General features: G+C 41.9%; 8 protein-coding genes. 3 read left to right on the forward strand and 5 right to left on the reverse strand.

All coding sequences use genetic code 11. The annotated features are described in order from the left end of the window. The first annotated feature begins 919 nt into the window (after positions 1-919). The gene (locus ACVBJC_RS19820) at positions 920-1,456 is read left to right on the forward strand and encodes a thioredoxin family protein (protein WP_447162631.1); all 537 of its coding nucleotides are present in this window, start codon (positions 920-922) and stop codon (positions 1,454-1,456) included. Between the two features lie 77 nt (positions 1,457-1,533). Here ACVBJC_RS19820 and ACVBJC_RS19825 read toward each other — a convergent pair whose 3' ends face one another. The 4 genes from ACVBJC_RS19825 to rhlB form a co-directional block, all read right to left on the reverse strand. Next, the gene (locus ACVBJC_RS19825; RefSeq protein WP_447162632.1) at positions 1,534-4,224 is read right to left on the reverse strand and encodes a TonB-dependent receptor domain-containing protein; all 2,691 of its coding nucleotides are present in this window, start codon (positions 4,222-4,224) and stop codon (positions 1,534-1,536) included. Positions 4,225-4,678: 454 nt separating this feature from the next. Next, positions 4,679-7,672, reverse strand: a complete 2,994-nt coding sequence (locus ACVBJC_RS19830; RefSeq protein ID WP_447162633.1) for a TonB-dependent receptor — start codon at positions 7,670-7,672, stop codon at positions 4,679-4,681. A 565-nt stretch (positions 7,673-8,237) separates the two neighbouring features. Next, positions 8,238-9,149, reverse strand: coding sequence for a Ppx/GppA phosphatase family protein (locus tag ACVBJC_RS19835; protein WP_447162634.1), 912 nt, complete (start codon positions 9,147-9,149; stop codon positions 8,238-8,240). Positions 9,150-9,159: 10 nt separating this feature from the next. Beyond that, complete coding sequence (gene rhlB / locus ACVBJC_RS19840; protein WP_447162635.1) at positions 9,160-10,476, reverse strand: ATP-dependent RNA helicase RhlB; 1,317 nt, start codon at positions 10,474-10,476, stop codon at positions 9,160-9,162. Positions 10,477-10,879: 403 nt separating this feature from the next. Here rhlB and trxA point away from each other — a divergent pair, with 403 nt between their 5' ends. Both trxA and rho read left to right on the forward strand, forming a co-directional pair. Next, positions 10,880-11,206, forward strand: coding sequence for a thioredoxin TrxA (gene trxA / locus ACVBJC_RS19845; protein WP_447162636.1), 327 nt, complete (start codon positions 10,880-10,882; stop codon positions 11,204-11,206). A 237-nt stretch (positions 11,207-11,443) separates the two neighbouring features. Then, the gene (gene rho / locus ACVBJC_RS19850; protein WP_447162637.1) at positions 11,444-12,709 is read left to right on the forward strand and encodes a transcription termination factor Rho; all 1,266 of its coding nucleotides are present in this window, start codon (positions 11,444-11,446) and stop codon (positions 12,707-12,709) included. A 136-nt stretch (positions 12,710-12,845) separates the two neighbouring features. Here rho and ACVBJC_RS19855 read toward each other — a convergent pair whose 3' ends face one another. Further along, the gene (locus tag ACVBJC_RS19855; RefSeq protein ID WP_447162638.1) at positions 12,846-13,760 is read right to left on the reverse strand and encodes a LysR family transcriptional regulator; all 915 of its coding nucleotides are present in this window, start codon (positions 13,758-13,760) and stop codon (positions 12,846-12,848) included. Between the last annotated feature and the right edge of the window lie 166 nt (positions 13,761-13,926).

A 13,926-nucleotide genomic window follows, 5' to 3' on the forward strand; every position in this document is an offset into this window, starting at 1 on the left:
GATTTCTTATACACTCTCGTGTTAACAACCATCATTCGAAGCTCTTAAAGCGTTTGTCACCTGAATCAAATCTCCTAAGAGTTTTAACTCTAACCCTTTATAAAAAGAGCTAACCGATACCGCTGCAAGTCCCATTCTATCTAGCGTTTACGACTATTTCTAATCTCAAGCGTTAGTCTAGTTGGCCTGCTGTGCCGTGTCAGTGGATGCGCATTATAGGGATATCTCAGAGCTGCGCAAGCGCTTTTTTAATAAAAAATGATGTTTTTTCAAAAAGCTATCTTAAGCACACAATACTCACCAACTACCCCCAGACTTATCCACAAAATCGCAGTTTTAGATTACTATTTGCGCACCGGGATAATGAGTCTAGTACAGTATTTTTGAGTTGCACTAAGTATTTTCAACTAATTTCATATTTAAACCATTTAATCCTGCTTCACTTTACGTATTTAGGCCGCCATAAGGTTATAAAGCCACACTTCATACCGATGACGATACAATGACATGTGTTAACTACAGCCTCCTTTGTTCGGTAGAACACTTGCTCGCTGAATCGTAAAACCAGCTCACTATAAAAAGTGCTGCTATATGTAGAAGGGAGATAAACTGACTTGTCAGCTAGATTAATCACGCAGCTACATAACATTAAACTGAAACCCAGACGCTTTTCCACATCCAAGTTAAAAAGCAAACCGACGTAGCACCATTTATCTCCTATCAAACACCCCCTAATTACTGCGGGTGATTACAGACTCCATTCAGCTTACCTTAAGACTTTAACCGTTAATCTAGTATTGAAAGGTAAATTTATAGATTTAGAGTGATCCCTATAGCATTGCCGAGATAGTTCACTTCACCCACTAGTTAAGACATGTTTGAATAAATAAAATCATTTATTCTTGCTCGGAGTATTATCATGCACAATAACGTCAAAGCATTGCTTGCAACCACTATGCTGTTTTTTAGTAGCCAAAGTATGGCCAGTGGCGGTTGCGCATTCGATGACAAACAAGCAGGCTTTATGGCCACTTGCAGTGAGGAAAAACAAGAAGTGATTTTAACTGGAACTGTAGAAGCACAGAAAATGGTTACCGAGCTTGCAGACTTTAAAGAGGGTTATGCAGACTATAAAGTTGATAGCACTGCTATCGCCCCATTAAAGGACATTAGCACTGCGACTGAAATAACCGTGATTATCGGTACATGGTGTCCAGATTGTCACCGTGAAACACCGCGCTTTATCCGTATTATGGAAGAGCTCAATAATCCAAATATCAAAGTGACTTATATAGGTGTCGATAGAGCCAAACAAGATCCAGAAGGCTTAGCCGCTAAATATGAGTTCACCCGTATACCGACTATTATTGTTGAGCAAGACAACAAAGAGGTGGGTCGGATTGTTGAAAGACCTGAAGTATCGCTAGAAGTTGATTTAGCTAACATCTTAAAGTAGTCAGCTTATATAGAAAGAAAAGGCACTCATTGAGTGCCTTTTTTATTATCGTCTATATAAGTGACATAAGTGACGACTTAGAAGCTTTGACTAAATGATACCCAGTAGCTACGACCCATGATGTCATATAGGTCTGTACTATATGTACCATTTTGCTCAAATGCCGGCTTTTCATCAGTTAGGTTATTTACACCTACGCTAACAGAGTTATTCCACGGCATCATATATGTGTAGGTGATAGTCTGATAAACCACAGAGTTTATCTCATATTTTGAGTCATCATCATTAAGGTCATCTGTTGACTGGCCATCAATGTAATCAGCTTTATAGAACAAGCTATGATCATCGGCAAATAGATAATTGGCACTAAAACTTACGCGATCATCCGGAGTTTCCGATGTTCCCGCCCAGTTACGAGAAACAACTAGTTCACCATCACTTGGAGAGCTATCGGTATATTTAATATAGTGAGACCAAGCTAGACCAAGTTTAAACTCACCCACTTCAGTTTCAAATGATGCTGCAATATTAGTATCAACACCTTCACGCTCTGCTTTACCAAAGTTCTGCAGTACATTATCCATCGCAGTCAGTTTGCCCGAACCGTTCTGAGAAATGCTTGTACCTGGGTATAAAAGTGAAATGTCTGGACGTGCAACACCTTGCTGATCAGCCGCCTCCCAGAGCTTCGCTTGCTGATACACCAACTCGCTATTATTTAATTGACCAATTAAGTCCTCTGTCTCAAGAACCCAGTAATCAACGGTCATGTTAATATTATCGGTAATATCCCAAACCATGCCTAAATTATAACTTTCTGACTTTTCAGGGCCTAAGTTTTCATTCTTATCAACTGAAACTGGAATGCTATTCTCAATATCACAATTACCGACTACGCCTGTTTGCTCATAGCACTGTAGATAGTTAGTTACGTCATTCCAACCTTCACTAGGCGTTTGGTTTAACTGTGCAAGGCTTGGTGCTTTAAAGCCCGTACCCCATGACGCACGAAGTAGTAATGGTTCAAACAAGTTATATCGAATAGAAACTTGTGGATTAAACGTATCACCAAAATCTGAGTAATCATCATATCGAGCAGCTAAGTTCAACTCTAGGTTGTCTAAGATCGGAAGCGTCATTTCTGCAAATACTGCAGTAATATCACGCTCACCTTCACCACCAGAGCCGCCACTTGCACCTTTAATCAAACCAGCTTCTGATAAAGCATCTACTTTAGAGTCAAGCGTCTCTTCACGATATGAAGCACCGACATACATAGCTGCAGTACCAGCATCAAGTTCGAACAAATCAAATCCAGCTCCACCGCCTAGCTCTGCATAAGAAGCAGTCTGGCGCATATCGAAGTTTGCCATGCCACCACTTGGTACTGCTGAATTAGGATCACGAGGATCCCAACCGACAAATGAATTTGTCGCATCATCCCATGAACCAACAAGATCCGTTGATGCACCTTTTAACTCGTAACCCGTACCCCATACGAAGTTGTCGTAGCGGTTATACGTTGCAGAGAAATCCCAATCAACATACTCAGTGCTTCCTTCAAGACCAAGTAAGATGTCATACATGTTGTCATGGTTTTCACGAATACGATTACCGGCTGTATCATAACGATATAACATGCCCGCACCTTCTGGAGTGGCAACAAGATCTAAGCCTTCTGCAGTCGTATACGCTGGCATTGCATCAGGGAAAGAAATGTATCCAGGTACCGGAGCTGATTGATCAATTGTTTTGTTTGCAGCCCAATAAGCACGAGCCGTAAGCTTAATATCATCAGTAATATCGTAGGTATAGTTAACCAATGTATTGGTTCTTTCACGGTCGACATCAAGTGCCGCTGCGTTAGTGTAGTCATATGCACAAAGCGTATCACCAGGGTATGCACTGTCAGACACTGGACCGATGAAGTCATCACCATATACTTCAGAACAACTCAAATCGGCATTAGAGAACGGAGCTTGATATGCCCAACCACCATTTGAACCCATATCAATTGTTCGACCAGTAGGGCTAACATTCACCCAGCTTTGGAAGTCTGTTGGGTCTTCACCATCTCTCACGTGTGCAGCGGTATACGGACGCTGACTGTATAGAATCTTATCTTTCTTATAATGTTCCATGGTAAAAACTAAATTACCATTTTCAGAAGTCAGACCACCAGTGAACGAGAAAGAGTGGTTATCGCCACCTTCAGCTTCTGCTTGCTCAGCACGGGCTTTAAATTCGATACCTTCGAAGCTTTTCTTCAAGATAACGTTTACAACACCCGCGACTGCATCTGTACCATAAATAGCAGATGCGCCATCAGATAGAATCTCAATACGCTCAATAGCTGAGGTTGGGATGGTATTGATGTTTGCCGCTGCGCCACCAAGAACTGGTGATTTAGCCATACGCTGACCATCTAGCAAAACCAAGGTATCACTAGCACTCGCGCCTTTAAGTTGAATAGTAGCTTGAGAAGACCAGCTGTTGTTTGCTGTACCGCCATAAGAGCCAAATGAGTTCAAAGTCGATGCTCGCAGTGCGTCACCTACAGTAGAGAAACCAGCTACAGCCATATCTTCTGCCGTAATTGTCGTCACTGGTGTAGCGCCTTCCATATCAACACGCTTAAGGCGAGAGCCCGTAACTTCAATGCGCTCTACACTATCATCTTCATTTTCAACTGCATATGCTGGTGTAGATAATGCTACAACCCCACCACAAGCCAAGCTTATAAGCTTAGCGACTTTATTAAATTTCATCTTTCATCTCCCAAGAATGTAATTTTTATTAGTGCTATTGCTTAAGGGGGCATATTCAAAACCAAACAAGCCACAACAACAAAACAAAGCGATAACATAATTATCACATACTGTATTTTGTATGCAATATATTATTTTCATGGTTAATTCAGGTTATTCTCATAAACAGACTATTTATTCAAAAAGCCGATATTTACGTTTGTTTCCATACAATTTCACCGACAACAAGACTGAACCTAAGCAACTAAAAAATAGGTTTATTTTTGTATAAAATATACAGCCAAATAGGGGTAAGCTGGGATCACGCAACAACATAGAACCACTAAAAATGCAGAATAAATAAAAAGTATTTATTCACATTCTAAGTGTTAAACATTGCTATTTATGCTTCAGGAGGAGATATGTCTCTAAATAAAAAAGGCCGCATGAGCGGCCTTTGTCTACGAGATTATATTTAGAATTCGTAACGAGCAATAACCGAGAAGAAGCGCTCTTCTTGGCGGTCTGTCACCATTCCATAGTCAGGATTTAATTCAAGTCCAGAATCACCATAACGTGCTCTTTCTTCATTGATATTCGTCGCTGAATCAGAGTCCAGTACGTTATAAACAGTCCCTTTAATAGTAAAGTCACCTTCGAAAATTTCTGTCATATAAGTTAACGAAAGATCGATATTTGTCACCCAAGGAAGGTTACCTGCGCTGCCACGTGGGGCAGGATTACCGTTTTCATCGTAGTGAGACGCTTGGTCATAGTAACGACTAATACAATCATCCCATGGATTCCCAGCCGCACAACTATCAACACCTTCTGGATGCTGTGAGAAGTAACTCTGTGGGCGACCAGAGGTCACTCGAGTAACAAAGCCAAATATCAAGTCTTCAGTAATGTCATAAGCACCACTTAACTTAAATGAATGTGTATGATCGTTTGGCAAATCACCATTAGAGTGATCCATTAAATCACCATAGTCATACGATGTTGTCCAACCTGGATCCGCTTGGTTGTTATCCGTTTTAACTAGGCCCTCTGTATTACCGTAACTATGAGACCAAGTGTAAGAAGAGTTAATACGTAAATCATCAGTAACAGAACCATCTAGAGTGAACTCTAAAGCAACATATTTACGCTCAGCTTCTGGTAATGCCATTTCTTCGGCAGTAAGGTTTACGTTATCAACTTGACCATCACCATCAAAGTCATAAGAAAGGCTTACATCTTCACCAGGATTAAGTAGTACGTAATAAGAGCTCTGACCAACATTATCGGTAATACCTAGCTCAGCCAACTTCTTTGCTAAAACAGGTCCTACGTCTGTATCTTCAACACTACGCTCCAAATCACGGTATATACCACGAACACCAGCGGTCATAGTTTCAAATACTTCTTGCTGATAACCTAAAGTAAATTCATCGGAGTACATAGATTTAAGCGATGAAGATGCTATTAGACCAGGCTCTGTGATGCCTTTTTGGCGGTACCACCGGTCACGCAGCATTGCACCACGACTTGGTGAACCGTCCGCTGTAATAACAGGGTGCCCATCAGCATCGACCTGATCGAGCTCAGAGTATTCAAACCACTCTATAGAAGAGGAACCTTGAGTGATGTTCATGTTTGCAGAAACAGGTTGGAAATAACGGCCATAAGTCGCAAACACTTTAGCTTCACCGTCACCAAATACATCATAAATAGCTTGTACACGTGGTGCGAACTGATCTTCCATCTTTACATAAGCACGCCCATCTGAAACCGTGTTTTCGAACTCGCTATATCGTAAACCTAGGTTTAATACTAAGTTATCTGTTGCCTGCCAAGAATCATTAATATAAAAAGCTGTAGAGGTGACTTCAGAATCGGTAAAGCGCTCACGAACACGGCGTTCAATATAATCCTCACCAGCAATTTGCCCTGAAACGCTGTCGTCTCCTGCAGTGTAGATTGACCACCAACCTTGTGCATCACCAATACCATTCTGAGAAGATGAGTAATCAACCTCCACTTTCGTGTAATCAACACCAAACTGAATTGAGTGATCTTCTAAATCCCAGCTGAAATCAATACGCGCTTGATCACGGGTGTAATGCTCTTCAGAAACTGATGAATTCGTGTGCTGGCTTAACGTGACAGACCCATTTCGATCATCCCAAACACCTGGGTTAGTTGATGCTACGACATTCTCAACATCTTCTTGTACACGACCTACAACCGCGGAGACAGAGAATGTGTCAGATAAATAGCCGTTATAATTTAAGCTATAAACTTTACCACCATCTTCACCAGGTGCATCGACACCTTGCTTTTCGCCAACAACATTGGTTTCCCAATCGTAAGCATAGACTTTATTAGTCCATGTACGCTTGTTATTCATTGCCGAAAAACCAATTGAATGGTCATCTGTCATATACCAATCTAACTTGGCAAACCAACGGTCTTCTTCACGATCTTTGCTCGTTTTTGTCGTTTGACCTGCCCACTCAGATTCTTCTCTTCTTGGTGCAAATAGGCCGTAAAAGAATAATGAATCTTCAATAATTGCACCACTTGCCCAAAGCTGCAGCTCTTTAAAGTCATAGCTATCTTGCTGAGTATTAGTATCTATCTCACCGCTTGATTGGTAGATATTGTCTTGTGAAGAACGTAATGATGATGGGTCCCAGCGCGCCTCAGCACCAAACTTAAATTCGTTTTCACCTGATTTTGAAACCGCATTAACAATACCGCCTAATGCGCCACCATACTCAGGGCTTACACCACCGGTTTGAACTTGAGTTTGCGAAATAGCTTCCCAAGGAAGACGAATAGAGCCCATCCCAGTACGAATACTTGTTACATTAAGGCCATTAAAGTAATAACCATTTTCGGCAGCCGATGAACCACCAAAACTTGATGCACCATTAAAGTTAGAACCGCCAGGTGCGGCAGTACCCGGTGCTAGTAACGCGATGCTTTCAAAGCCACTATTTACAGGCATTGATTGCAGCTCATCTTGAGTAAAGGTTAAGCCTGATGTTGAATCGGACATATCAACGCGACGGATCATGCTACCTGATACTGCAATACGCTCTACGTTATCAGCACCTTCAGAGTATAGCTTTCCGTCTAGAATCACAGGTTGTCCAAGGTTCACCTGAATGCCATTCTCTTGATTCTGCTCGTAGCCATCTTTAGTAATCGTAATATCGTAGTCACCTACAGGCACATTACGTAAAAGGTAATCACCTTTTTCATTGGTTTCAACCGTAAACACAAGACCCTTAGTCATATGTTTAAGCGTAATAGTTACATTAGACAGGTTACTACCTGAAGCATTTTCAATGTGACCTTTTACAATACTTGTATCGGCGGCCATAACGGATGGCGCAGACAAAAACAACACAGAACCCACGGCCAAAGCCGCTAGTGTCTTCTTTGGCGAAAATCGTTTTAAAGCGTTACTTCCAGACATAATTAATTCTCCCTTAAATCTTCTTTTAGTAAGCGCTTAGTTAAAATATTTATTAGTGATTTTGAGTGCAAAACATCCAAGCGCAACAAAACATTAACATAGTTAATATATTTTATACAATGTACTTTATTCAAAAAGTGCTTATAAATAGAGGGGTACAGACTCATCGGAGAGAGGAAGCTCAAACGTTAACGGGATACTGAAAGTCAATTTGTTAACATATTTAACAAGTTAAGAGGGGAATGATTATCACTGGTCATTACTGGAGATAATTGAACTGAATTACAGTCAGCAAGAGTATTTACTCACTAAAAAGTGCGCTTAGGTACACAAGCTTGATAAGGGGATGAAGGGGTTTTATTATTTCAATAATGCCATACTATCGAAGCTTAATTCTATTTCTACTGTCCGGTTTAGTAACACTAATTAAGAGTGTCTGCTAATTGATTGATTAACAGATCAAGTTATTAACCCTCACAACACCGAGATCGATCTGGACTAAATAGCAACATAGAAAGGAGAATGTTTAGCGAGGAGCTGCAATATAGAAAATAATGCAGAAAAACTAAATATGACTAGCTAAGGTTTGCAATACGCCTTCACGAAGCGCGCCACCAGAAAGAGATAAGTTTTGTATTTCAAGTAACTCAAATAGCGCTAATAAAATTGACACACCGGCGGCAAATGTTGGGGCTCTTTCTTGATTTAGCCCAATAATCTCGACCATTGAAGCATCGTTTTGCGCTAACACTTCTTGTTTTAGGCTCAGTAAAACATCCAAGGTAATTGTAGATGACTGATTACGATGACTAAGTAATTCTACAACAGACTGCACACTACCAGAGGCGCCAACAACACAATGCCAACCCAGTGTTTTAAGAGCAGATAATTGCTCACCGAGGACACTTTTCACCTGAGCTTTGGCATCATCAAAATCCAACTGCTGGAATGGATAGTGACTAAAAAAAGTCTCATTAAAAGTGACACAACCAATGGCTAAACTGGTTTTAAGTAGGACCTTATTACCATCACCAATAATAAACTCTGTGCTTGCCCCGCCAATATCAATAACAAGACGGCGCCCTTCACCTTCTGTTGTCGCAACCATACCTTGATAGATAAGCTCAGCTTCACGCATGCCAGAGATGATTTCAATTGGATGGCCGAGGATGGGGAGAGCTCGACGACAAAAATCATCGGAGTTAGAGATATTTCTTAACGTTGCCGTTGCGATAACAGCAATATTACGGGCAGAAACACCTTCCTTTTTGAGCATGTCGGCAAACATGGTCAAACAGTCTAAACCGCGTAATAACACCTCTTCACTCAACGAGCCGTCAGCTTGGATGCCTTCGGCTAAGCGGACTTTACGTTTGTATTTCGCAATAATTTGGGGTTGCTGGCCCACTGTTCTAGCGACCAGCATATTAAAACTATTCGAGCCTAACGTAATGGCTGCGTAAAGAGGTGTTGTCATTGAGCTTCGCTTATGAATGTCTACGCGTTCTGTCGTGACGACGTGGGCCACTACGTTGACCGCCTTGGGGGCGAGCACTACCGCTACCTGTACCACGAGTATTACGAGTATGAGTACTAGGCTTACGATGAATTCGCACTGGTGGCGGAATATCATCAAGCAGCGCATCACTGTCGTATGACGTTACAGGAATTGAGTGCTGAATATATGTCTCAATTGCTGGTAAGTTAAGTGCATATTCTTCACATGCAAAGCTAACCGACACCCCTTTTTGACCCGCACGGCCTGTACGACCAATACGGTGCACATAGTCTTCGCAGTCATCAGGCAAGTCATAGTTGTATACATGAGATACATCAGCAATGTGTAGACCACGAGCTGCAACGTCAGTTGCGACTAAGATATCGATTTCGCCCTTAGTGAATTGCTCCAGAATGCGTAAACGCTTCTTCTGCGGCACATCACCTGTTAGCAAGCCTGCGCGATGTCCATCACCTTCAAGCCATGACCAGACTTTTTCACAGCTGTGTTTGGTATTAGAAAACACGATGGCTTTTTCTGGCCAGTCTTCTTCAAGCAAAGACAATAGCAAAGGCATCTTCTCCTCCATTGATGGATAGAAGATTTCCTCTTTAATATTCTTTGATGTTTTCTCGTTTGGTGCGATCTCAACTTTTACAGGCTCATTCATGTGGTCATAAGCAAGTTCTTGCACTTTCATCGAAAGCGTTGCAGAGAACAACATATTCAAACGTGATTTAGCATCAGGCATACGTCTAAATAAGAAACGAATGTCCTTAATAAAGCCTAAATCGAACATACGATCCGCTTCATCAAGTACAACAGCTTGAATGCTACTAACATTGATCACACCTTGACGCACATAATCGATAATGCGGCCAGTGGTACCAATCAATATATCAACGCCTTTATCTAATACTTTGCGCTGAACTTCGTAGCCTTCACCGCCGTATACGATACCCACTTTTAGGCCAGTATGCTTAGCCAGTAGGTTCGCATCTTTAGCGATTTGAATAGCCAACTCGCGAGTCGGTGCCATGATAATCGCGCGAGGCTGATTTAGTTGGCGCTCCGCTGGGATCGGCGTAGATAGAAGGTGGTTAAAAGTGGCGACTAAAAAGGCCAGTGTTTTACCCGTACCTGTTTGTGCCTGACCCGCTATATCTTTTTTTTCTAATAAAATGGGTAACGATAAAGCTTGAATTGGAGTACAAAACTCAAATCCAGTTTCGTTAAGTGCCTGATGAACCTCTTTATGTAGAGGAAAGTCAGCAAACTTCTGTGTAGATAAATGTGTATCGCTCATAGCGCAGGCTTACCTGTAAAAGGTTGCAATAAAAAACTTGATCGTTTGAAATAGCGATAGAATTTTATCACGGAAAATTGGTGCACACTCGGAGAAACGTTTATCACGCTATTTTAGGCATCAGTGACGGAATCATCATTCCCTCTATTTTTACGATGCAATGAAATTTAAGCGTGTGTTTACCGTTCTCTTAGGACAATTTTAAACGCTTCTAGGCGTTAAACGTCGTTGACGTAGGCTAACTATGCCTGTAAATCAGCGTCTTGTCTAAAGCGTTTTAATGTACTAAAGAGTGCCGACATTAATATTTGCGTAACTTTTAGCTTGAAAAGTTATTTTACTGACCCAATATACAGGTTAAGCCATTAACAAACCAGCAATGGCAACTAAACTGGAGAACACCATGAGCGACAAGATTGTATACCTAAGCGACGATAGCTTTGAAAATGATGTAATTAACTCTGAACTACCAGTTCTGGTTGATTTTTGGGCTGAATGGTGTGGCCCATGTAAGATGATCGCCCCAATCTTAGATGACGTGGCTGAAGAGTACGAAGGTAAGATCACAATCGCTAAGTTGAATGTTGATCAAAACAACGTATCACCAGCTAAATACGGCGTTCGTGGCATCCCTACATTATTACTTTTCAAAGCAGGCGAGCTAGCTGCAACTAAAGTAGGCGCACTATCAAAGACTCAACTTAAAGAGTTTATTGACGCGCAAATTTAACTGCGAGTATACCGTTTAATCAACGATTGCACGGTATTAAGTGATTCCCGACACAGCTTCAATAAGAAAATGTGTCGGGTTGAACTAAACTTCTAGACGCCCCGCCCTGTTAGTGCTACTTTAATAACCAGAAACATTCTTAATTAACCCACTTCTCGCTATCCGATCGATATTCAATAAGCTACAAAACCTTTGATCGTAGATGGCATTGCCACGTACAAAACAAGACCCACCACGATGAATTTATCAGAATTAAAAGACACCCCAATATCAGATTTAGTCCAGCTTGCTCAAGACATGAAGCTAGAAAATATGGCTCGTGCTCGTAAGCAAGACATTATTTTCTCTATCCTTAAGGCCCACGCTAAAAGCGGTGAAGATATTTTCGGTGGTGGCGTTTTAGAGATTTTACAAGATGGCTTTGGCTTCCTTCGTAGCTCAGATGGTTCATATTTAGCGGGCCCAGATGATATCTACGTATCACCTAGCCAAATTCGACGCTTTAACATGCGTACTGGTGACTCGATTTTTGGTAAAATTCGTCCACCAAAAGAAGGTGAGCGTTATTTCGCCCTTCTAAAAGTGACCGAAGTTAACTTCGACAAGCCTGAAAACTCTCGCAACAAAATCCTTTTTGAAAACTTAACACCTTTGCATGCAGAAGAACGTATGCGCATGGAGCGTGGTAACGGTTCAACAGAAGATATTACTTCACGTATTCTGGATTTATGTTCACCAATTGGTAAAGGTCAGCGTGGTCTTATCGTTGCACCGCCAAAAGCGGGTAAAACTCTATTACTCCAGAACATGGCGCAAAGCATCACTAACAACAACCCAGAAGTGGTGTTGATGGTACTGCTTATCGACGAACGTCCTGAAGAAGTAACCGAGATGCAACGCATGGTTAAAGGTGAAGTGATTGCTTCTACCTTCGATGAGCCAGCAAGCCGTCACGTGCAAGTTGCCGAAATGGTAATTGAAAAAGCAAAACGCTTAGTTGAGCACAAGAAAGACGTTGTTATCTTACTTGACTCGATCACACGTCTAGCACGTGCTTACAACACGGTAATCCCTTCATCTGGTAAGGTACTTACTGGTGGTGTTGATGCCAATGCTCTACACCGTCCTAAGCGCTTCTTTGGTGCAGCTCGTAACATCGAACACGGCGGCAGCTTAACTATTATCGCTACCGCGCTTGTTGATACCGGCTCTAAGATGGATGAAGTGATTTACGAAGAGTTTAAAGGTACAGGTAACCAAGAGTTACACCTTTCTCGTAAAGCAGCAGAGAAGCGCGTCTTCCCTGCCATTGACTTCAACCGCTCAGGCACTCGTCGTGAAGAGAAACTAACGACTCCGGATGAACTACAGAAGATGTGGATCCTACGTAAGATCCTTAATCCAATGGATGAAGTGACAGGCATGGAATTCCTTATCGATAAATTGGCAATGACCAAGACTAACGATGAGTTCTTCACTGCAATGAAACGCGCTAAGAGCTAATTCGCTTTTAATATACCAACCTAGGTCGGTATAAACTAAAAAACCGCATTCGTGCGGTTTTTTTGTATCTGTTGTTTCCCCAAAAATTTTTGCGACTTAACACTTTTTATCCAAAACTTATGTTACCCCAAACGCACTACTCCATATAATGCTTCACACGTGCTAGGCGCTCCTTACTGCGGTCTCTAAGCATATCCCTCAGCAACAAAATCACTGGCGTCACATGCTCCCGCCCAGGGCACACAAGATATAAATCGGCCTCTTCCCCTTGATAATCATTAAGCAAAGGCACTAAACGCCCCGATTCGATATCATCAGTCAGATCTAACCAAGACTTAAATACTAGCCCTTGGCCTGCAACGGCCCAGCGACGAGCGATATCAGCATCATTACAGGTACGGTTAGCGCTCACTCTCACTTTATGTTGCTGGCCATTTCGATTAAAAACCCATTGGTCATGGGTACGCTCATCCAACATAAAAAATAAGCAATTATGCTGTGGTAACTGCTCCAAGGAGCTCACCTCACCAAAGCGCTTAATGTAATCCGGCGAGGCGCAAAGTACCCGGCGTGAATTACAAATTTTAAAGGCCACCAGCGCTGAGTCTTTAGGTTTACCTGAACGCAGCGCCACATCAATCTTGTCATGATAAAAATCCGACAAGTTATCACCGATATGTAGACGCAACTTTAGCTCTGGGTACTCAAGTAGAAAGGCATCAAGCCAAGGAAGCAAAACATTACGACCAACATCAGAAGGCACCGACAGACTCACAACACCAGAGATACTCGCCTGAGTACTTTCTATCGCTCGTTGACCCACCTCTAAGTCGGCTAGCGCACGCCGACAATGAATAAGATAGCGCTCACCCGAATCGGTTAACCTTAAGCTTCGAGTACTACGAATAAATAAGGCTGTACCCAACTCCTTTTCTAATCGTTTGAGCCCCGCGCTCGCCACCGCAGAAGAAATATCTAACTCAACAGCCGCCGCGGTGAGGCTACCGCAATCGGCTACCCGTACAAAAAGTCTGAGATCGTTGAGTTGCATTATCAAAATTCCATTTATAAATATAGCTTTATTATAAGTTGATTGTAGGTAAATGGCGGCTAAACGTCACCCACAAAAAAGCCTGCATCTGCAGTAATGCCGATCATTTAGCAGTTTATTGATCGGTTGACCGATCTTTATAAGATGGCAAAATCCGAGTGTTTTT

The sequence above is a fragment of the Shewanella sp. 0m-6 genome (assembly GCF_052977325.1).

What these genes read in the sequence shown, in the direction of transcription:
- ACVBJC_RS19820 (WP_447162631.1), top strand. Translation starts at nt 920, where the DNA reads ATGCACAATAACGTCAAAGCATTGCTTGCAACCACTATGCTGTTTTTT.
- ACVBJC_RS19825 (WP_447162632.1), bottom strand. Translation starts at nt 4,224, where the DNA reads ATGAAATTTAATAAAGTCGCTAAGCTTATAAGCTTGGCTTGTGGTGGG.
- ACVBJC_RS19830 (WP_447162633.1), bottom strand. Translation starts at nt 7,672, where the DNA reads ATGTCTGGAAGTAACGCTTTAAAACGATTTTCGCCAAAGAAGACACTA.
- ACVBJC_RS19835 (WP_447162634.1), bottom strand. Translation starts at nt 9,149, where the DNA reads ATGACAACACCTCTTTACGCAGCCATTACGTTAGGCTCGAATAGTTTT.
- rhlB (WP_447162635.1), bottom strand. Translation starts at nt 10,476, where the DNA reads ATGAGCGATACACATTTATCTACACAGAAGTTTGCTGACTTTCCTCTA.
- trxA (WP_447162636.1), top strand. Translation starts at nt 10,880, where the DNA reads ATGAGCGACAAGATTGTATACCTAAGCGACGATAGCTTTGAAAATGAT.
- rho (WP_447162637.1), top strand. Translation starts at nt 11,444, where the DNA reads ATGAATTTATCAGAATTAAAAGACACCCCAATATCAGATTTAGTCCAG.
- ACVBJC_RS19855 (WP_447162638.1), bottom strand. Translation starts at nt 13,760, where the DNA reads ATGCAACTCAACGATCTCAGACTTTTTGTACGGGTAGCCGATTGCGGT.